This is a genomic window from Paenibacillus sp. 598K (assembly GCF_003851045.1).
Lineage (GTDB): Bacteria > Bacillota > Bacilli > Paenibacillales > Paenibacillaceae > Paenibacillus_D.
Window position 1 is genome coordinate 41,330 of the sequence record NZ_BFBX01000031.1, and the last position, 19,380, is coordinate 60,709.

At 59.9% G+C, this 19,380-nt stretch carries 20 protein-coding genes, 1 pseudogene and 1 other annotated feature; all 21 genes and pseudogenes read right to left on the reverse strand.

Features of this window, described 5'->3' with window-relative positions:
- Window positions 1-69 precede the first annotated feature (69 nt).
- Entirely contained in the window at window positions 70-378 is a 309-nt protein-coding gene (gene yajC, locus PA598K_RS10720) for a preprotein translocase subunit YajC (RefSeq protein ID WP_128656944.1), read from the reverse strand.
- A gap of 14 nt (window positions 379-392) precedes the next feature.
- A complete protein-coding gene (gene tgt, locus PA598K_RS10725) occupies window positions 393-1,526 on the reverse strand; it encodes a tRNA guanosine(34) transglycosylase Tgt (RefSeq protein WP_128656945.1) in 1,134 nt (377 codons plus the stop codon).
- An 18-nt stretch (window positions 1,527-1,544) separates the two neighbouring features.
- The gene (gene queA, locus PA598K_RS10730; RefSeq protein ID WP_128656946.1) at window positions 1,545-2,591 is read right to left on the reverse strand and encodes a tRNA preQ1(34) S-adenosylmethionine ribosyltransferase-isomerase QueA; all 1,047 of its coding nucleotides are present in this window, start codon (window positions 2,589-2,591) and stop codon (window positions 1,545-1,547) included.
- A gap of 7 nt (window positions 2,592-2,598) precedes the next feature.
- Window positions 2,599-4,683: a SpoIID/LytB domain-containing protein gene (locus tag PA598K_RS10735; RefSeq protein ID WP_185601818.1), complete on the reverse strand. Its 2,085-nt coding sequence runs from the start codon at window positions 4,681-4,683 to the stop codon at window positions 2,599-2,601.
- 14 nt (window positions 4,684-4,697) lie between these two features.
- Entirely contained in the window at window positions 4,698-5,720 is a 1,023-nt protein-coding gene (gene ruvB, locus PA598K_RS10740) for a Holliday junction branch migration DNA helicase RuvB (RefSeq protein ID WP_128656948.1), read from the reverse strand.
- A 17-nt stretch (window positions 5,721-5,737) separates the two neighbouring features.
- Window positions 5,738-6,352, reverse strand: a complete 615-nt coding sequence (gene ruvA, locus PA598K_RS10745; RefSeq protein WP_128656949.1) for a Holliday junction branch migration protein RuvA — start codon at window positions 6,350-6,352, stop codon at window positions 5,738-5,740.
- Window positions 6,349-6,852: a crossover junction endodeoxyribonuclease RuvC gene (ruvC, locus tag PA598K_RS10750; RefSeq protein WP_128656950.1), complete on the reverse strand. Its 504-nt coding sequence runs from the start codon at window positions 6,850-6,852 to the stop codon at window positions 6,349-6,351. Before ruvC ends, ruvA begins: the two co-directional genes overlap by 4 nt.
- 155 nt (window positions 6,853-7,007) lie before the next feature.
- Window positions 7,008-7,580, reverse strand: a complete 573-nt coding sequence (locus tag PA598K_RS10755) for a BofC C-terminal domain-containing protein (RefSeq protein WP_185601820.1) — start codon at window positions 7,578-7,580, stop codon at window positions 7,008-7,010.
- A 149-nt stretch (window positions 7,581-7,729) separates the two neighbouring features.
- Window positions 7,730-9,262: a LysM peptidoglycan-binding domain-containing protein gene (locus PA598K_RS10760; protein WP_128656952.1), complete on the reverse strand. Its 1,533-nt coding sequence runs from the start codon at window positions 9,260-9,262 to the stop codon at window positions 7,730-7,732.
- 181 nt (window positions 9,263-9,443) lie between these two features.
- Window positions 9,444-10,322 carry a branched-chain-amino-acid transaminase gene (gene ilvE / locus PA598K_RS10765; protein ID WP_128656953.1) on the reverse strand — a complete coding sequence of 293 codons (879 nt, stop codon included), beginning with the start codon at window positions 10,320-10,322 and terminating at the stop codon, window positions 9,444-9,446.
- A gap of 66 nt (window positions 10,323-10,388) precedes the next feature.
- On the reverse strand, window positions 10,389-11,255 hold the full coding sequence (gene pheA, locus PA598K_RS10770; RefSeq protein ID WP_128656954.1) for a prephenate dehydratase: 867 nt from the start codon (window positions 11,253-11,255) through the stop codon (window positions 10,389-10,391).
- A complete protein-coding gene (gene thrB / locus PA598K_RS10775; protein WP_128656955.1) occupies window positions 11,252-12,232 on the reverse strand; it encodes a homoserine kinase in 981 nt (326 codons plus the stop codon). The genes pheA and thrB overlap by 4 nt, the downstream gene beginning before the upstream one ends.
- Window positions 12,233-12,234: 2 nt before the next feature.
- Window positions 12,235-13,521, reverse strand: coding sequence for a homoserine dehydrogenase (locus tag PA598K_RS10780; protein ID WP_128656956.1), 1,287 nt, complete (start codon window positions 13,519-13,521; stop codon window positions 12,235-12,237).
- A 51-nt stretch (window positions 13,522-13,572) separates the two neighbouring features.
- Complete coding sequence (locus PA598K_RS10785; protein WP_128656957.1) at window positions 13,573-14,010, reverse strand: ACT domain-containing protein; 438 nt, start codon at window positions 14,008-14,010, stop codon at window positions 13,573-13,575.
- 184 nt (window positions 14,011-14,194) lie between these two features.
- Entirely contained in the window at window positions 14,195-15,517 is a 1,323-nt protein-coding gene (obgE, locus tag PA598K_RS10790; RefSeq protein WP_128656958.1) for a GTPase ObgE, read from the reverse strand.
- Between the two features lie 17 nt (window positions 15,518-15,534).
- Window positions 15,535-16,275: a Spo0B domain-containing protein gene (locus PA598K_RS10795; RefSeq protein ID WP_260405350.1), complete on the reverse strand. Its 741-nt coding sequence runs from the start codon at window positions 16,273-16,275 to the stop codon at window positions 15,535-15,537.
- Window positions 16,276-16,440: 165 nt separating this feature from the next.
- Window positions 16,441-16,752, reverse strand: coding sequence for a 50S ribosomal protein L27 (gene rpmA / locus PA598K_RS10800; RefSeq protein WP_128656959.1), 312 nt, complete (start codon window positions 16,750-16,752; stop codon window positions 16,441-16,443).
- A gap of 16 nt (window positions 16,753-16,768) precedes the next feature.
- On the reverse strand, window positions 16,769-17,104 hold the full coding sequence (locus PA598K_RS10805) for a ribosomal-processing cysteine protease Prp (protein WP_128656960.1): 336 nt from the start codon (window positions 17,102-17,104) through the stop codon (window positions 16,769-16,771).
- A 14-nt stretch (window positions 17,105-17,118) separates the two neighbouring features.
- Complete coding sequence (gene rplU, locus PA598K_RS10810; RefSeq protein ID WP_128656961.1) at window positions 17,119-17,430, reverse strand: 50S ribosomal protein L21; 312 nt, start codon at window positions 17,428-17,430, stop codon at window positions 17,119-17,121.
- A 14-nt stretch (window positions 17,431-17,444) separates the two neighbouring features.
- Window positions 17,445-17,530: a sequence feature (ribosomal protein L21 leader region), on the reverse strand.
- Between the two features lie 138 nt (window positions 17,531-17,668).
- Window positions 17,669-18,940, reverse strand: a complete 1,272-nt coding sequence (locus PA598K_RS10815) for an Rne/Rng family ribonuclease (RefSeq protein ID WP_128656962.1) — start codon at window positions 18,938-18,940, stop codon at window positions 17,669-17,671.
- 93 nt (window positions 18,941-19,033) lie between these two features.
- Window positions 19,034-19,380, reverse strand: a pseudogene (locus PA598K_RS10820) (Zn-dependent protease); the annotation flags it as partial.

Consider the following 19,380-nt stretch of genomic DNA (forward strand, 5'->3'; position numbering starts at 1 on the left):
ATGAAAACGTTACCCGCGAAACAAAAAGCTGTACAGACGGGCAGGCGCCATCTGTACAGCTTCAAATGCCTACTCCGTCAATGTGGTGCTCGGCTGAATCACTTTATCGATGGAGCTTCGGTTAAACGTAAGTTTTGTCGCGTCATTCACACGAAGCACGACAATATCATCCGTAATTTCATGAATCGTGCCATGCAGGCCGCCAATGGTTGAGACCTTGTCTCCCTTTCTCAGCTGCGTAAGCATCATGCCACGTTCTTTTTGTTTTTTCTGCTGGGGCCGAATCAACAAGAAATAGAAAACGGCAAACATCAGAATAAACGGCGCAATCGACACGAGCAGATTGGCGCCTCCTCCGGGTTCTGCAGCTATGAACATCGATATCCCCCCTTTCAAAAGCCTTTCTCATTATGGTCAAGACCGTACTTCGAGAAAAACGCATCCCGAAAATCAAGCAAGCAGTCATCTGCGATCGCCTGACGTACGTCCCGCATGAGCTGGAGCAGGAAATGCAAGTTATGGTAGGTGGTCAGACGGATGCCGAAGCTCTCGTCGGCTTTGATGAGATGCCTTATGTAGGCTCGCGAATAGTTCCTGCAGGTGTAGCAATCGCATGCCGGATCCAGCGGACCGAAATCCTCCGCATACTTGGCGTTGCGTACCACGACGCGACCTTCGCTCGTCATCGTCGTGCCATTGCGGGCGATGCGGGTAGGCAGGACGCAATCGAACATGTCGATACCGCGTATCGAGCCTTCGAGCAGCGCATCCGGCGAGCCGACGCCCATCAGGTATCTCGGCTTGTCGGCAGGCAGCAGCGGCACGGTCTCTTCGAGCATCGCGTACATGACCGGTTTGGGCTCGCCCACACTAAGTCCTCCAATAGCATACCCCGGGAAATCCATGGAAGTCAACTCATTGGCGCTCTGCTTGCGCAAATCGGCAAACATGCCGCCTTGCACGATGGCAAACAGCGCCTGGTCGGACGGACGGGCATGCGAAGCGAGACATCGCTCGGCCCAGCGCGTCGTCCGCTCGAGCGATTGCTTCACGTAGGCATGATCGGCTCCGGCCGGCGGACATTCGTCAAACGCCATCATAATATCCGAGCCAAGCGCATTCTGAATCTCCATCGCTTTCTCCGGCGACAGGAACAGCTTGTCTCCGTTCAGATGGGAACGGAACTGCACGCCCTCCTCGGTAATCTTCCGCATCTCGCTCAGGCTGAATACCTGGAAGCCGCCGCTGTCGGTAAGGATCGGCCGGTCCCAGTTCATAAATTTGTGCAAGCCGCCCGCCCGCTTGATCAGATCATGACCGGGACGGAGGAATAGATGATACGTGTTGGACAAGATGATGTGGGCGTCCATCGCCTTCAGCTCTTCCGGGCTCATCGTCTTGACTGTCGCCTGGGTACCGACCGGCATAAACGCCGGCGTCTCCATGACGCCATGCGGCGTATGGATGCGGCCCAGACGGGCGCCGGATTGTTTGCATTGTTTGATAAATTCGTATTTGATAGCCACGTTGTCACTCTTTCATGTCTAGGATATGAACATCGCATCGCCGAAGCTGAAGAAGCGGTACTCTCGCTCGACCGCCTCCCTGTATGCCGACAGGACCGCCTCGCGGCCTGCCAGCGCGCTGACCAGCATGACCAGCGTTGACTTGGGCAGGTGGAAATTGGTCAGTAGCGCATCGACCAGCCGAAACCGATAGCCCGGATAGATGAAAATATCCGTCCAGCCGCTGCATGCCTCGATCGGCCCATCGCCGCAGCGGGCGGCTACCGTCTCCAGCGTGCGCGCAGACGTCGTGCCGACGGCAACGATGCGGCCGCCTCTCTCGCGCGCCGCTTGCAGCAGTTCGGCATTGCGCTCATCCAGGCTATAGTATTCGGCATGCATCACATGATCCTCGACAACCTCTGCGGACATCGGCCGGAACGTGCCGAGGCCTACATGAAGCGTCAGATAGACCAGTTGCACGCCTCGCTCCTCCAAGAGCCCCAGATAGTCGGAGGTGAAGTGCAGACCGGCTGTAGGCGCGGCCGCCGAGCCTTCATGACGGGCGAATACTGTCTGATAGCGCTCCTTGTCCTCCAGCCTGGAAGCGATATAGGGAGGCAACGGCATCTCGCCCAGTCGATCCAGCAGCTCGGTGAAGATTCCTTCATAGCGGAATATAACCGTCCGGGCGCCCATCTCTCCGGCCTCCTCAGCAACAGCTCGCAGCAACGGCTGCCCGTACCCGTCATCGCCAAACCACAGCTCCGTGCCCGGCTTGACGCGCTTGGCGGGCTTGGCCAGCGTCTCCCAGCGATCAGCCGCCAGCTGCTTGAGCAGCAGCAGCTCGATCTTCGCGCCGGTATCTGCCTTCTGGCCGATCAGACGCGCAGGCAGCACCCGCGTATTGTTGAGGACGAGCGTATCGCCTTCGCCGAGCTGATCGGCGAGGTCGGTGAACATCCCGTGTCTCGTCTCGCCGCTCTTGCGATCGAGCATGAGCAGCCGCGAGGCGGTCCGTTCGAGGAGCGGCGTCTGGGCGATCAGCCGCTCGGGCAGTTCAAAGTCAAAGTCTTCTACTCTCATGCAGCTGTCATTCCTTACCTATGGTGACATTAGTATAGTAGTATTGCAAAATCTGCTGGTAATCATACCCTTGATCGGCCAGCGCGCGTGCGCCCCATTGGGACAATCCGACACCATGGCCGTTGCCGCGACCGATGAAACGGAAGCTCGGCTCGCGGGTCGCCGCCCGCAGCTCGCCTGAGCCATCAAGGATGTAATAATTGGCCGAATCAAGCGTCACGGCCTGTCCCCCTGCTCCGATCACCGCCGTCGCCGATGTGTCGGACGGCTTGTCGACGGTAGCTCCGCCCGCGCCGAGATAGGTGACGCGCGCCGTCTCGTCGATGACGAAGCGTGTGCTGGGCAGACCGCCAAGCGCCGAGCGGAACGTGTCCGGGTAGCGAATATCGAGCCGTGTGCCATTGGCGATAAGCTGCACTGCCCGCCCGGACGGGCCAAACTCCGCTTCGAGCGTTCGGATCGTCGCCGTAAACGGCGTCAGCAGCTTGCCTTGCATGGACGTGAGGAGCTCCGCAGATGTGAACGGTCCTCTCACCCAGCGATTCGGATTGGACTGCACCGTCTGCTCCAGCACCGTCACCAGCGTCCCCCGGCTGAGCCGTGCGACCGGCTCGACCGCATCCTGAATGAGCGGGATCGGGCGGACATTGGTCTGCTCCTCCTTCACCCGCATCATTGGTAAGCCGGCTGCCGTCGTCTCCGCGACCGGCTCCAGCAGATCCTCGCGGATGTAGCCGTTGCGACCATCCGCAAGCGCCACCCGATACCAGCTGTACAAGCCCGCTTCGGAAGCCTCATCAGGGCTTGAGACAGTAACAAGATAAGGCACTTGATTGCCCCATATCTCCTCGGCATTGGCCGTGGCTCCACCAGCGCTTGAAGAGAACAAGGTCTCAATCAGCTTGTCGTTGGATTTGGCCACCATGCCGCTCGTCGCATCGACCGCCTGATTGGTCGCCGCGACTTCATCGGCCATCCCGCGGTACACCTGGCTCAGCTCCGTGTCGACAACATCGGCGATCTCAAAGCTGGTTCCTTTGAACAGCGCATACGTACGAGCAGCGACAGCCTGCGCCTTAAGCGCCTCTGCCGGCCAGGAGGCGGGCATCTCTGCGGGTACGACCGCATACAGATAGTGATCCAGCGGCAGCTCATTGATGACCGCGAGCCGGTTGTTGAAGCTGCTCAGCTCGAAGCCGCCGCGATAGGTCCTCGCCGAGCGTTCGGTCAGCTGGATGCCAGGCGAGCCCGCCGCAGCAACCCACGCCTTGACAGCGCCGCCGATCAGATACAGACTGTCGCTGCTGCCAGCCGTCCCCGTGAGGCTATGCTCCTCGCGCAGCACCAGTCCGCTACCGGCCGCCGCTGTCGCCAGTCCTTCCGCGCCGACCGCTTGGCGCACCGACTCGAGACCGGCTGCGTCGACTGCCCGGCCGACCAGGACGACGTAGACCATCGACCCGGAGGCGCCGACTCGCAGGCCAATATCGGTGCTCACGCCTTTGCCCCCGTAGGCCGACTGCGCCTCTCTCGCCTTGGCGAGCGTATCGTAAGCGGTCGACTCGAGCTGCAGCGGCCCCGCCGCGACAGCTTGCGGATAACCGCCTTTGCTCCACCGCTCCGCCGCCGTCCTCGCCTCCGCCGCCGTAGCATAGCTTCCTTCCGTTACTTCATACAGACGCGCGTTGCCTGCGCCGGGCGAGGACGTCAGCCAGACCGCGGCGCTGCTCTCCCGTACCCGCTTGTAGGCGGCCTGGGCCGCTGCGAAGTCTGTCGTCTGCAGTACGGTCGTCTTGTAGTCGTGGAGCGCGATGCGCGCGGCTCCGGCATGAGTGCCGTAGACCGCTTCGCCCGACGGCTGACGGATGCCTACTCGCAGTCCCTGGGGGCTGCTAAGCGTCGCGACCGGCGTCGTCGCCGTATATTTGCCAGGCAGGTTGAAGAGCAAGCCAACGCGGATCGACCGATCCTCGGCCGCAGCCTGCGATGGCCAGGCGATGACCGTTACTACCAGACATAGAGACAGCCAGAGCGGCAGCCAGCTTCGTCTGGGGCGCCCTGCCAGGCCGGCTGCATCAGATCGTCCTCTCATAGCACCTTCTCCTCTCATGACGGGCTCTCCCCTCCCGCGTCCTGCGGTACGGGCAGTCCCAGGTGGATGTACGCCTTGGGCGCGACGACCCGGCCCCGAGGCGTCCGCTGCAGGAAGCCGATCTGCATCAGGTACGGCTCATACACATCCTCGATCGTCTGACTCTCCTCGCCGATCGTCGCTGCGATCGTGTCGAGTCCGACCGGACCGCCGCGGAAGCTGCCGATCATCGCTTGCAGCATCTTGTGATCGATCGTATCGAGCCCCATCGGATCGACCTGGATCAGCTCGAGCGCCATATTCGCCAGCTCATAGGTGATGACGCCGTCTCCGCGCACCTGCGCGAAGTCTCTGACCCGCTTTAGTAGCCGATTGGCGATCCGAGGCGTGCCTCGCGAGCGCATCGCGACCTCTTGAGCGGCCTCCCCGACCATCTCTACGCCGAGGATGTCGGCCGCCCGCGAGACGATAAAGGCGAGCTCGTCGACCGTGTAGAACTCCAGACGGCTAACGATGCCGAAGCGGTCGCGCAGCGGCGCCGAGATCAGGCCGGCTCGCGTCGTTGCGCCGATCAGCGTGAACGGCGGCAGATCGAGCCTGACGGAACGGGCGCTTGGCCCTTTGCCGATCATAATGTCGAGCGCGAAGTCCTCCATCGCCGGGTACAGCACCTCCTCGACCGTGCGATGCAGCCGATGGATCTCGTCGATGAACAAGACATCGCCCTCCTGCAGGTTGGTCAGTATGGCTGCCAGATCGCCCGGTCGTTCGATTGCCGGCCCCGACGTCGTGCGCAACTGCACGCCCATCTCATTGGCGATAATATTGGAGAGCGTCGTCTTCCCGAGCCCCGGCGGACCATACAGCAGCACATGGTCGAGCGCTTCCTTGCGGAGCTTGGCCGCCTCGATATACACCTTGAGGTTGCTCTTGGCGCTTGACTGCCCGATGTACTCCGCTAGATAACGCGGGCGCAAGCTGAGCTCGACGGCCTCGTCCCCCATCATCAGGTTGGCGGAGATTATCCTGTCGTCCATTCCTGTCTCCCTCCCTGTCAACCTTTAAATAAATGCTGTAGCGCCTTCTTCATCAGCTGCTCCACCGAAGCTCCCTCGGCCTCGTCCTTCAGGCTCTGCCATGCCCGATCCAGCTCGGCTGACGTGTAGCCAAGGGCGGCCAGCGCCTCCCTCGCCTCCCGCCAGACAATGCCGCCATCGGCGGCTGAGAGCCCTGGCTCCTCGATCGCCGTCGCTACGGAGCCGTCGATCGGCATTGCCGCCAGCTTGTCCTTCAGATCGAGGATCATCCGCTGCGCCGTCTTGCGACCGATGCCGGGCAGCTTGGTCAGGAACGCGATATTCTCCTGCTGCACCGCTCCGATGACTGCCTCGGGGCGGCCACCGGCGAGGATGCCGAGCGCGACGCGCGGGCCGATGCCGGAGACGTCGAGGAGCTGACGGAACAGCCGCTGCTCCTCGCGCGTGGCGAAGCCGAACAGCAGGACCGCATCCTCCCGTACATGGTGATGGATATATACCGTCACTTGCTCTTGCTTGCCAGCGAAGGCATACGGACTCGGCGTAAATACACGATATCCGATATCGCGCACATCAAGCACGATATATTCAGCCTCGACATGGGCCACCTGACCCTTAAGATAATCGATCATCTCGGCTTCACCTCGCTTAGCTTGCGCTGCAGCACCGCCGAGTGGGCGTGGCAGATCGCGATGGCGAGCGCATCGGCGACATCATCCGGCTTCGGGATGACCGACAGCTTCAGCAGCATCTTGACCATCTCCTGCACCTGCCGTTTTTCGGCCTTCCCGTAGCCGACCACCGCCTGCTTGACCTGGAGCGGCGTATATTCGGCGATCGGCACCCCCTGCTGGGCGGCCGCCAGCATGATGACGCCGCGCGCTTGACCGACAGCGAAGGCTGTCGTTACGTTGCGGTTAAAAAACAGCTTCTCGACGGCCATCGCATCCGGCTTGTATTTCTCGAGCAACGCCATCGTTGATTCATAGATCTGGCGCAGCCGGGTTTCTTGCGGCGTATGCGCCTCCGTCTGTATCGAGCCATATTGTACGGGCGACAGCTTATGCCCTTGTTTATCGACAAATCCAAATCCGGCGATCGCAATCCCCGGATCTATCCCCAGTACGCGCAAAATGCACTCTCCCATCTCAACCGACCGTATGTAAGGCTATTTTTTCTATCATTTCATTATAGCAAATGTTCGTAGGAATGAGAACAACGCATGCTGAAGCCATGCCAAATAGCCCCGAACCATAATGATTCGGGGCTGTCATGCTTGCAATGGCTTCAGTCCGGCGTATGCTCGGCCGACACCGGCTGCAGCGCGTATTCGCTGTAGGTCGACAATACGCTGTTGTATTCGTCCACATCGGTGATCCGGATGCCTTCGCTCAAGGCGTCCCAATACGCGCGGGGCAGACTGCTCTCCATATAATCGGTATCCAGCTGGAAAAAGGTGCGAATGACCCGCTCCTCCTCAGGCGGCCCCTCGAACAACGAAAGCTGCCCCAGCTTGTCCAGGCTAAAGTAAGCCCGCTGCTTGCACGTCTCCGACAAATCCTCGACCTGCTCGATCATCGCGATCTCGCCTGTCTCTGTCAGCTCGGGACGCCATTCCGGATGCTCGTCCAGCAGACGCAGCACCTCCCCGGCGTCAAGCTTGCCTAGGAACGTTTCTTCGACGCCGCAGATGAAGCTGCGGACATGCTTGACGGTGCGCGGCGACTCCTCTAGCTGCAGCGTCTCCACCCACTGGCGATTGCGCTCGGGCGCAGCGGCTGCGGCAGCCGGTTGAAGCTGGAGCGCGCCGGCCACAAGGAGGAGCGCCCCGAACGCGCCCAGCAGTCTTTTGCCGCGCACCCACCGTTTCCTAATTCGTATCCAACGTCTGAAAGCGATCATGACCAGCGCCCTCCACTTTTTTTCGTAGCATAACCGAAGGGTTGGCAATCTATGCATGACACGCGAACACGCCCTCCGCCAGGATGGCGGAAGGCAATGCTTTCAGCCTAGTTATTGATCCAGGGCAGACTGGAGCCTTGGCGTCGCGACGGACGTTTGGCCGCCGTGCGGGGCGGCGTTTTTTTGCTTCGAGAGGTTTTAGCTGCTGCAGATGTCCGTTTTGCCGACGGTGCATTGGTCGCCAGCTTCACCTCGGGCGCCTCTTCTTCTTCCTCTCTCTGGTCCTTGCAGCCGCAATTGCATGGCTTCTGTCCAGGCGTCTGCACACCGCCTACGCCCGCTGCGCCATAGCTCATATCCGACGTCCCCATCACCTGCGGCATCCCGTACGCCTGCGGCATATAGTAGTTCGGCATGGATTGCCCGTAGCCCATGCTCTCGGCGCCCGGCATCATCCCCGGATAGCCATAGGGCGCTTGACCGCCATAGCCATAGGCCATGCCGCCTCCCCAAGGGTTGACGGACTGCCCCCATGCAGCAGGCATGACGCTCTGCGGGGAAGAGCCATCCCATCCGGGAGCCCCCGGATAGCCATAACCTGACGAGGTGTCGGCACCGACAGAAGTGCTCTCCACTTGGTTATCGGGGCTGCTGTAGCTGCCAGGATAGCCGCCATATCCCATGCCGTGCACCGATACCTCCTGTTGCGGCGCCGCATAGCTGTAGCCGTAGCCTCCGTACAGCTCGCCGATCCCCGGCCATTGGGCGACTGCCCCTGGTGCCGGCATTTGCCCGCCATAGGACGCCTCCGCTCCGCCTACTGGCATCTGCGTTCCGTAAGACATTCCCGCTCCGCCTACTGGCATCTGCGTACCGTAGGACATCCCCGCTCCGCCTACTGGCATTTGCATGCCATATTGCATTCCGGCAGCCGGGCTATAGGTTCCGCATGGCGTGGCGGCGGCGGGCTCTACTTTCTTTGGCTCTTCCTTGGCGCCTGCCTTAACCGCAGGCTCCTGGTGCTGCTGGAACAAGTGGGTCGTTTTGTGATACTCCAGATGGATCGGATACATGTGATGCTCCTGTACCGGCTGTATCTGCTGCGTTGCCTGCGGCATTACCTCCGGCATCGGCATCGGAGCTGTCGACGTCTTGCCCGGCATAGAAGCGATCGGCGCCGTCGACGTTTTGCCTGGCGTTGTGGCGATTGGCGCCGTCGACGTTTTGCCAGACGGCGACTCTATCGAGGGCATCGCGGGCAGCTCTGGCATGATTGGCATCTCCGGCAGATGCAGATCGGTTTCCTTGCCAGAAGCTTTGGGGATATTGACGGTTTCGCCAGTCATCAGAACATTCGGATTTTTCAGCTGCGGATTCGCTTTAATCATGTCGCTGAGCGGGACGCCCCATGCCTTGGACAGCTTCCAGAGCGTATCGCCCTGTTGGACGACATGCTGGTGCGCGATGACCATCTCCGACGATTTGCCGCCATTCGACGGGATTTTAACCTTCATTCCTACATGGATCTGATCCGGATTGGCGATCTCGGGATTGAGCTTGAGCAGCTCCTCCAAGGTCACGCCGTACTTCCCGGCCAGCTGATACAGGGTATCGCCCTGCTTGACAATATGGATTTTCAATGCCCGTACCTCCTGTCACGTTCTCTTAATGCGGCCGGAAGGACGCTAGCGTTACGTCCTTGCCGCCAATCCATACATCCTATGCACGAAGTAGGCGGGTGTCCCCTAGAAATCAAAAAAAACAGACGGGATCCTGTCCGAAAGACACGAAAACCCGCCTGTTTTGAAAGTTGGCTCAAAATTAATAGACCTTGACGCCATCCACCTCGACGATATCTCGGAAAGCGTGCAGCAGCTGCGTCGTAATCGGGCCCGCCTGACCGGAGCCAATCACCCGACCATCCACCTCGCGCACGGCAATAACCTCCGCTGCAGTACCTGTAAAAAACACCTCGTCCGCCACGTAGACGTCATGAAGCGTAAACGGCTCCTCCTTGAGCGGATAGCCGAGCTTCTCGCACAGCTCCATAATCGTGCCTCGCGTAATGCCCTCGAGCGCCCCGATGTAGCAAGGCGGCGTATAAACAACGCCTTTTTTAATGATAAAGATGTTGTCGCTGGAGCCTTCGGCGACATAGCCCTGCGCATTAAGCATGATCGCTTCGCCGACGCCGGCCAGATTGGCCTGGATTTTGACGAGAATATTGTTCAGATAGTTAAGCGATTTGATCTTCGGATTGAGCGCATCCGGGATGTTGCGGCGCTGCGTTACCGACACCGACACGAGCCCGTTTTTGTATGCCTCCTCCGGGTAGATCGCCAGCTGCTCGACGATGATGATGACCCAAGCGGCCGGGCAGCGCTTCGGATCGAGACCGAGGTTGCCGGGACCACGGGAGACGATGAGACGGATATATCCGTCGCGCAGCTCGTTGCGGCGAATCGTCTCGACAAGCGCTTCCTCCATCTCCTCGTACGAGAGCGGGATGTCGAGCATGATCGACTTGGCCGAATCGTACAGACGCTCCAGATGCTCTTTGCATTTGAAGATATTGCCGCCGTAGATGCGGATGCCCTCGAAGATTCCGTCGCCATACAAAAATCCATGGTCATACACCGATACCTTCGCATTCTCTTTCGTCACATAATCACCGTTTATGTAGATCCACTGCTCAGCCATCTCGCTATGACACCTCCGGTAGTTTGGGTTGTTGATAGAGTATGAACCGGCCCGGAGGCCGGGTCGTCAGCATTCGTAACGAAACGACGGATACGAGCCCATATTGCGTACCTGGCAGCCGATCGCGCGGATCTCCTCCAACGCAGCAGGCAGCAGCACCGTATCCATGGACATCTCGATATCGATCATAAAGTAATAGCTTCCCAGCATCCGCTTCGTCGGGCGCGATTCGATGCGCGAGAGGTTGATGCGCCGCCAGGCAAACGCCGACAGCACCTGATGCAGCGCCCCCGGGTAGTCCTCCGGCAGCGTCACATGAATCGTCGTCTTATGGACATCCGAGCTGCGCTCGGTGAACGGGCGGTCGCCGATCAGCAGGAAGCGGGTAAAGTTGTTGTTGTGGTCGGTGACGCTCGGCTGCAGCACATCCAGTCCATGCAAGGCCGCTCCCGCCCTTGTGCCGATCGCGCACCAGCCCTCGCCCGGATGGGCTTTGACGGTCGATACCGCCTCGACGGTGCTGTTGATATGCTCCATTTCGGCATGGGCCAGACGCTCACGCAGCAGCTTGGTGCACTGCGCCATCGCCACCGGATGGCTGATCACCTTTTTTATTCTAGCATAGTCCAGCTCGCCTCGCTCGTCCAACATCTCGTCGGCGTGGCCGATCAGATTTTGCAGCGAGGGGAATACCCACTCGGCCTGGATCGGCAGCTGCACCTCATGTACCAGCCAGTCGTTATGGAGGCTCACCGAGCCTTCGATCGTGTTTTCGATCGGGATGACGCTGTAGTCTGTCTGGCCGCTGGCCGTCGACAGGAAGACGTCTGCGATCGATTTGTAATAGCTCCAGCTAACTTCCTCAGATGCGAACAAATAATGCGCCGCCTCATCTGAGACGCTGCCTTGCGGCAATAAGGCTGTTTTAATCATGCCGTAATTTCTCCTTTAATCCATTCCATGAACGTAGTGCCCGCTTGCGACGCATCCAGAGATGTGACGACCGGGCCTTCCAGGCAAGGCGTCAGCCAGCGCGCCTCGGCGGGATTGTGCTGACGCAAGGAATCGAGCAGGAATTGCTCCAGCTCTTGCTTGCGGCTACTGCGTCGGTCGACGAGCGCCAGCATCGTCGGACCAGCGCCGCTCAGCGCGGCGCCAAGCGCGCCATGCTCCGTAGCCTCCGCGAGGATGCGCTCCATGCCCGGGATCAGGGCTGCCCGGTAGGGCTGATGCAGACGGTCTTGCATCGCATAACGGATCATTTCCAGCTGCCCGGAGGCCAGCGCAGCGACGAGGAGCGAGCTGCGACCGACATTATACACCGCATCCGCCTTGCTGTACCCGGCAGGGAGCGCATGACGCGCCTTATCCGTCGACAGGTGAAACTCAGGGATCGCTACCAGCACCTCAAGCTCGGGATGCGGCTCCAGCCGGATCGCTGCCGCCCGCTCGCCGTCCCAGGCCGCAACGATGATGCCGCCGTACAGCGATGCGCCGACGTTGTCGGGATGACCCTCGAGCCGGGTCGCGATCTCGAACAGCCGTTCCCGGCTCAGCGCATCGCCGGCCAGACGATTGGCCGCCGCGAGCGCGCCGACGATCGCCGAGGCGCTGCTGCCGAGACCGCGCGTCAGCGGGATTTCGCTGTACATCGAGATGCTCAGCTCCGGGATCGAGACGCCGGCCTCGTCGAACACTTGCTGGGCGACCTTGTATACCAGGTTCGTCTTGTCTGTAGGGATGCCGTCCATCCCCTCGCCATGGAGGACAATCTCCGTCCGCTCCGCCGCGCCCATCTCGATCCAGGCGAAGAGCGACAGCGCCATGCCCAGCGAGTCGAAGCCGGGGCCGAGGTTGGCCGTACTGGCCGGAACTTTGACGATGACTCTCTGCTGCTGATCTGCTGTCATCGTTAACCCTCTACCCGGTAGACACTCTTCACCTTGCGGATGACGCCCAGCGAGCCGAACTGCTCCAGCACGCGGTTGACAGCCGCCTTGTTGGCGTCATGCGTAATGATGATAATTTCGGCTTGCGGATTATCGCTGTTCGGCTGCTGTAGCACCGATTCGAGACTAACCTCGTGATCGGCGAACACCTGCGTGATCTGGGCCAATACCCCGGCGCGATCGTCCACATGCAGCAGCATAAAATATTTCGAGGAGATCTGCTCATCCGTCTTCAGCTTTTTCTCCTTGTAGACAGATGTACGCTGCAAGCCGTTGACGCCCAGCTTGAGGTTTTTGGCGACGGCGACCAGATCGGCGACGATCGACGTCGCCGTCGGCAGCTCGCCTGCTCCAGCGCCGTAGAACATCGTCTCGCCGACAGCTTCGCCATACACATACACCGCATTGTAAACGCCGTTGACCGAAGCGATCGGATGCGTGTTTTTGACCATCGTCGGCTGGACCGTAATGCTGAACTGGTCGTCCTGGCGCTCGGCGATGCCAAGCAGCTTGACGACATAGCCAAGACGCTGCGCGTAGAGGATATCCTCGCGGCTTACGCCGGTCATCCCCTTCACGCTGACATCCTCAAGCGCGACATCGGCGCGGAAGCCAAGCGTCGCCAGAATCGTCATCTTGCGAGCCGCATCGAGCCCCTCGACATCGGAGGTCGGGTCGGCCTCGGCATATCCGAGCAATTGCGCTTCCTTCAACACCTCGTCATAGGAGACGCCCTCCTGAGCCATCTTGGTTAGCATATAGTTCGTCGTACCGTTGACAATCCCCATAATTTTGGTGATTCGATCCGACGAGAAGCCGTCGATCAGCGTCCGGATGATCGGGATGCCGCCCGCCACGCTAGCCTCGTAGAAGACATCGCAGCGCTGCTCCTGCGCCTTGCGCAAAATCTCCGGTCCATGTAACGCCATCAGGTCCTTGTTGGCTGTGACCACATGCTTGCCCCGAGCCAGCGCCTCGAGGATATATTCCTTGGTCTGCTGCACACCGCCCATTACCTCGATGACGACGTCGATCTCGGGATCATGGATGATGTCATACGGATCTTCTGTCAGGCGGTCGGGATCAATCGCGATATTGCGCGCTTTGGCGCGGTTCTGCACGAGGATCCGTTCGATGACGATCGGCGAGCCGCTCTGGCTCTGCAGATCCTCTTGATGTCCCTCGATGATGCGCACGACACCTGTCCCGACGGTACCGAGTCCGAGCAAGCCTACTTTTACTGGTTTCATTATACTTCCCCTCCACTTGTATCTATTATCGCTTTTGATCACGCACTAGGTTCATCCTTGGCCGGTCAGGATTACTTTGCGGACGCCGTCTTGACGGCGCAGCGCTTCGAGCAGTCCGGATATCGGCTGACCCATGTTGGCCGTATCGACCGAGAGGACGACACCGGCCATCCCCTGCAAAGGGATGCTCTGATGGATCGTCAGCACATTGCCCTCGAGCGAAGCGATCGTCGAGAGCACTCTGGACAGGATGCCTGAGCGGTGCTCCAGATCCATCGCCACCGTGACGATCCGCTCCCGCTCCATCTGGTCGAGCAGCGTAATGCCGTCCTTGTACTTATAAAAGGCGCTGCGGCTTAATCCGACCCGCTCCACAGCTTCATGGACGGTGGCCGCTTCGCCGCGCTGGAGCATCTCCTTAACCTGCATCGTCTTGACGATGCCTTCAGGCAGCAGATCTTCACGAACGACATAATAACGTTCCGTCATTAATCGTCCTCCCCCAATAGACAATCGTCTTCGTATAGTGGACATTATATCGAATTCTGTCCCCTCTGGCAATAGGCAGCGCCCAATTCATGCTGCGCCCACGCAAGACGTTCGACGCCCCTCCAGACAAAAAAAAGAAAAGCTTCGCTACGAAGCTTTCTCACGCTTCCAAAGCGAAGCCTTCTTACTCAAAAATATAGTCGCTGCCCTCAAAAAACTCGAAGCCATAATCGCCGATCCGCACCGGGTCGCCATCCTTCGCACCCGCCTTGCGCAGCGCGGAGTCGACGCCCATCTTGCGCATGACGCGGGCGAAGCGCATCACTTCATCATAAGAGTTCAGATTGTGGCGCTTGATAAACTTCTCGATATGCGCGCTCTCCACCACGTAGATACCGTCATCGTAATGAACGGTAAACGACTCATCTTCTTTTTTCTCGTACTTGAAGACGACGCGTTCGGTCTCGTCCGGCGCCGCCTCGACAGACGGCTCCTCGACGATCGCATCGAGCAGGTCGGCCGCCTTGTAGAGCAGCTCTTGGATGCCCTGCTTGGTGAGCGAGGAGATCGGCACGATCTCATGCACCTTGTCATCCGACATCTCCTGCAATCGCTCGCGGAACATCTCCAGATGCGTCTCGGCGTCCGGCATGTCCATCTTGTTGGCGGCGATAATCTGCGGCCGCTCTGCCAGCTTGGCATTGTACTGCGCCAGCTCACCGTTGATCGTCTGCCAGTCCTCGAACGGATCGCGTCCCTCCGAGCCGGCCATATCGAGCACATGAATGATGACTCTCGTCCGCTCGACATGGCGCAGGAACTCATGCCCGAGGCCAACGCCCTCATGCGCCCCCTCGATCAGACCTGGCAGATCCGCCATGACGAAGCTGCGGTCGTCGCCGACATCGACGACGCCGAGATTCGGCGTGATCGTCGTGAAGTGGTAGGCTCCGATCTTCGGCTTGGCCGCCGATACGACGGAGAGCAGCGTCGACTTGCCGACGCTTGGGAAGCCGACCAGACCGACGTCCGCCATCACCTTCAGCTCCAGGACGATCCAGCGCTCCTCGCCTTCCTCGCCATTCTCCGCGATGTGCGGGGCCGGATTGTTCGGGGTGGCGAAGCGGATATTGCCGCGTCCGCCGCGTCCGCCCTTGGCGACGACCAGCTCCTGGCCGTGCCGCGTCATATCGGCGATGATCTCCTGCGAGTCGTCATCGATGATGACGGTGCCCGGCGGGATCCGCACGACCATATCCTCGGCGCCGGCGCCATGCATCCCCTTGATCTTGCCCTTCTGCCCCCGCTCACCCTTGAAATGCCGCTGATAGCGGAAGTCCATCAGCGTGCGCAGGCCCTCGTCGACGCGAAAAATAATATTCGCGCCTTTGCCACCGTCGCCCCCTGCTGGTCCCCCTTCGGGCACATAGAGCTCGCGGCGGAAGGAGACGATGCCGTCGCCGCCATTGCCTCCCTTGACAAATATCTTCGCTTTATCTACAAACATGATTATCCTCCGTTCGTTTAACCCGCTGCAAGCTCTGCCTGCAGCACGATGCAATCCATCTCCGGCGTCAGCCGTACGATGCGAAAACGCGAATCCGCCAATACCTCTTGGCAGCGCCGCTCCAGAGCCGGAGCATCCTGCAGCTCGCCGTCAAGCTCCAGCGACACCTCAACGATCCCCTCGTACTGCGACAGCTCCAACTGGATCCGCGGCGCATCCCCCGCTCCCGGCTTGATGCCAAGCCGAAAAGCCTCCAGCAGCTCCGTCAAACGCACGCCAAGCGCCGCCGCGTCGGAGCCGAGCGCCATCCAGTTGACCTCCTCCTCCAGGAGCACCTCCAACTGCAATGCCTTTGAGACGGTACGGAACGATTGCAGGTACAACACAAGTCCGGGCTCATTCAGCTTGGCGATCCGGCTTTCCATCATCATCCTGTCCCTTATTCTCTCCACGCATTGAACGGTTTTATCCGGCTTCTGCAAGCGGATATACCCGTACAATACTTGCAGCTCGTTCATCCAGTCGTGCCTGTGATGGTTAAGTATCCGCAGAGACGTCTGGCGGGCCGAGAGCAACGCTTGCTCCAGCCGCTGGGCCTGCTCCTTCCGCTCGACCGCGATCCAGACCGTCGCCGCTGCGGCGACCCAGACGACCAGGAGCAGCTGGGATGCGGAGCTTCCACCTCCCATCCATGCCGCCACAGACGGCACCGCGATCGACGCCGCCGCGCCATATTTCCATCCTCGCAAGCGATTCATCAGCCTGTTCCCCGTTTCTTCTGCGTTCACAACTTTTTACAGTATAGCATGTCCAACGCGAGCCGGTCACCAAAAAATAACCCGTTTTCAAACTCGCCCGAGCCAGGGGAGAAGCAAAAAAACAACCCCGGCCTATGCAACGGAGGCCGGGGTTGTGCGCTGTTATTAGTTTTCGACAGCTGCGGCGACTGGCGCCACATCAACCGGGTACACGCTCACTTTTTTGCGATCGCGGCCCCAGCGTTCAAACTTGACCACGCCTTCCACTTTGGCGAACAAGGTATCGTCTTTGCCGATGCCTACGTTGTTGCCTGGGTGGATCTTCGTTCCGCGCTGGCGGAACAAAATGCTGCCGGCCGTTACCGTCTGGCCGTCCGCACGCTTCGCGCCAAGACGTTTCGATTGGCTGTCGCGTCCGTTCTTCGTCGAGCCCACGCCTTTTTTGGAGGCGAAGAGCTGAAGATTCAGTTTCAACATGGTGGTTTCCCTCCTTCTATCTCGAATGTTCGTGAATGACGACAAATCTGCCGTACGATTGTTGGATCGTCTCCAGCATGACGCGCATCGACTCGAGCAGCAGCTGAACCTGGGCATCCGTCTCCGGCGAACCGGTCTCCGGAACATCCGAGGACAACCAGCCGTTCTTCATCGATGCGGGCAACACGACGCCGGTCAAGGCCTCGATGCTGTTCACCGTCCCCACCGATATCGCAGATACGCCGGCGCAGACGATATCCTTGCCTGCCCGCGCATACTTCGCATGTCCCTCAATGGTAAATGCCGCAATCGTCTTGTCAGCCTGACGACGCTCGAAGGTAACCTGTATCATCAGCCGCTCCTCGCTTACGCTTGGATTTTGCCGATGGTTACTTTCGAATACGGTTGACGATGACCTTGCTTGCGACGGTAGTTTTTCTTCGGCTTGTATTTATACACGATGACCTTTTGGCCTTTGCCGTGCTTCTCGACGGTTGCCGAGACGCTTGCGCCGGCTACCAGCGGAGCGCCTGTTACAAGGCCTTCGCCATTGGATACGGCCAACACGCGATCAAACGTGATGCTGTCGCCTGCTGTGGCGTCCAATTTCTCGATGTAGAGTACATCGCCTTCTTGAACTTTGTATTGCTTGCCGCCTGTCTCAATAATTGCGTACATGGATGGTGCACCTCCTCATGTCTAAGACTCGCCTGATTCAAGGTGGCTGCGACAGATGCCGCCGCGCTTGCATACCCGACCGGAGCGGTTGTAGCATGACTAGCTTGGGTACTAGACACACTGGAGTATTATAGCATAGGGCTATTCCAATATCAAGAGCTGGAACAACAAAAAACAGGCCGATGCAATGGCCGCAGCAACTGCTCATGCCTGTTCATCCTCGCGCAAGCTCGATCCGCTACTTGCGCGGGCTGCCTGCGCGCTCCCGCAAGCCGGGTCCGTTGTACAGCTTTCCGCGCCCGCGGCAAGACGCACAGGTTTCCAGCAAGGCGCCAAGCGCATTTTCCCGCTTCTTTTGGCGCGTCATCTCCAGCAGCCCAAGCCTCGTCCAGCCGAGGATATGACTCTGCGCCTTGTCCTTGGCCAGCTCCTGCTCCAGCAATTGCTTGACCGCGTTGCGATGCTGCTCCTGCTCCATATCGATGAAGTCGATCAGGACGATGCCCCCCGTATCGCGCAGTCGCAGCAGTCTGGCAATTGCAACGGCGGCCTCGAGATTCGCGTGGTATACCGTATCCTCCAGCATGTGCGTGCCGACAAACTTGCCCGTGTTCACATCGATGACGGTCAGCGCTTCGGTCTGATCCCACACCAGCTCGCCGCCCGAAGGCAGACGCACCCGACGCGCATAGGCGCGCTCAAGCTGCTCCAGCACGCCGAAGCGGGCGAGCATGTCGTCCGGCTCCTCATAACGTCTCAGCGACGACGTCCCGCCATCGGGGCGAAGGCGCAGCATCGCGGCGATGCTCGCATATGTCTCCGCATCGTCGATCCAGACCTCGTCGGCCTGACGCGATATCAGATCGGCGACGACGCGCTGCGGCAGCGTATTGCCGCCATACAGCTCGGCAGGCGCTTCTGCGTGCCCCGCAGTCTGGCGGATCGTCGTCCATGTCTCTCTCAGACTCGCTACCTCCTGCTGCAGCTCATCAAGCGCAGCCTCAAGGGCAACCGTTCGGATGATCAGTCCCTCGCCAGGACGGCGCAGCCGCTCCCCCGCTGTCCGGAGCCGCTCGCGCGCTTCCTCTGGCGAGATTTTGCGGGAGACGCCGACATAGTCTGCCTCCGGCATATACACCATGCAGCGGCCCGGCAAGGCGATATTCGTCGTCACCCTCGCCCCCTTGCCGTCGATCGGCTCCTTCGTAATCTGCACGATCAGCTGCTGCCCCGCCCGCACCAGCTCGGTAATGGATGGTTTGGGTCCGCCGCGATCTGCGCGATTCGGCTCCAGCAGCTCGTCGATGAACAGGAAGGCGTTTTTGCCCTGGCCGATGTCGACGAACGCCGCTTGCATACCTGGCAGCACATTGACGACCCGGCCTTTATAGATATTGCCTTCGCTTTGCTTACCGCCCGGACGGTCGATATCGGTCTGCATGACCTGTCCATCCTCCAGCAACGCCAAGACGGTATAGTCTGTTTCTTTATGGATCAGCATTTGCTTCATCTTCTGCCGTTCACCTGCCCATGGTCCCTGCGAACCGGATGCTCGGCCCGATTGGGCCGAGTGATCTGCCCAGGGGCAGACGCTAACCCTATTTTACCGCAAAAGCTCGCGGACTTCACGCCCCGGCTGCCCATTCGTCAAGTAGCCCTCGACGAGCCGGTTCTCCGGCAGCACCAACAGCTCCCGACCCGGTCCGCCCTGTACGTAGATCAGGTGGTAATGGTTGCGGCGCAGCAGCCGCAGGATATCCAGCACCGAGCTGCCGCCGCTGACGATGATCGGCTTCGCTGGCTCTCCTCCGCGCAGCCGCCGCTCCGCCGTATCATTGCGCCTCATCAGGAAGCGGATGAACAGAAACGACAGGTTGCGATAATGATGCCAATTGGTCAATAGCAAAAACATGCCGATCACCAGCAGGTTCATCTGCAGACCCCCGCCCC

Excerpts from the sequence above, each read along its gene's own strand:
- yajC (WP_128656944.1), bottom strand. The coding sequence starts at position 378 with ATGTTCATAGCTGCAGAACCCGGAGGAGGCGCCAATCTGCTCGTGTCG.
- queA (WP_128656946.1), bottom strand. The coding sequence starts at position 2,591 with ATGAGAGTAGAAGACTTTGACTTTGAACTGCCCGAGCGGCTGATCGCC.
- PA598K_RS10735 (WP_185601818.1), bottom strand. The coding sequence starts at position 4,683 with ATGAGAGGACGATCTGATGCAGCCGGCCTGGCAGGGCGCCCCAGACGA.
- ruvB (WP_128656948.1), bottom strand. The coding sequence starts at position 5,720 with ATGGACGACAGGATAATCTCCGCCAACCTGATGATGGGGGACGAGGCC.
- ruvA (WP_128656949.1), bottom strand. The coding sequence starts at position 6,352 with ATGATCGATTATCTTAAGGGTCAGGTGGCCCATGTCGAGGCTGAATAT.
- ilvE (WP_128656953.1), bottom strand. The coding sequence starts at position 10,322 with ATGGCTGAGCAGTGGATCTACATAAACGGTGATTATGTGACGAAAGAG.
- pheA (WP_128656954.1), bottom strand. The coding sequence starts at position 11,255 with ATGATTAAAACAGCCTTATTGCCGCAAGGCAGCGTCTCAGATGAGGCG.
- thrB (WP_128656955.1), bottom strand. The coding sequence starts at position 12,232 with ATGACAGCAGATCAGCAGCAGAGAGTCATCGTCAAAGTTCCGGCCAGT.
- PA598K_RS10780 (WP_128656956.1), bottom strand. The coding sequence starts at position 13,521 with ATGAAACCAGTAAAAGTAGGCTTGCTCGGACTCGGTACCGTCGGGACA.
- PA598K_RS10785 (WP_128656957.1), bottom strand. The coding sequence starts at position 14,010 with ATGACGGAACGTTATTATGTCGTTCGTGAAGATCTGCTGCCTGAAGGC.
- obgE (WP_128656958.1), bottom strand. The coding sequence starts at position 15,517 with ATGTTTGTAGATAAAGCGAAGATATTTGTCAAGGGAGGCAATGGCGGC.
- PA598K_RS10795 (WP_260405350.1), bottom strand. The coding sequence starts at position 16,275 with ATGAATCGCTTGCGAGGATGGAAATATGGCGCGGCGGCGTCGATCGCG.
- rpmA (WP_128656959.1), bottom strand. The coding sequence starts at position 16,752 with ATGTTGAAACTGAATCTTCAGCTCTTCGCCTCCAAAAAAGGCGTGGGC.
- PA598K_RS10805 (WP_128656960.1), bottom strand. The coding sequence starts at position 17,104 with ATGATACAGGTTACCTTCGAGCGTCGTCAGGCTGACAAGACGATTGCG.
- rplU (WP_128656961.1), bottom strand. The coding sequence starts at position 17,430 with ATGTACGCAATTATTGAGACAGGCGGCAAGCAATACAAAGTTCAAGAA.
- PA598K_RS10815 (WP_128656962.1), bottom strand. The coding sequence starts at position 18,940 with ATGAAGCAAATGCTGATCCATAAAGAAACAGACTATACCGTCTTGGCG.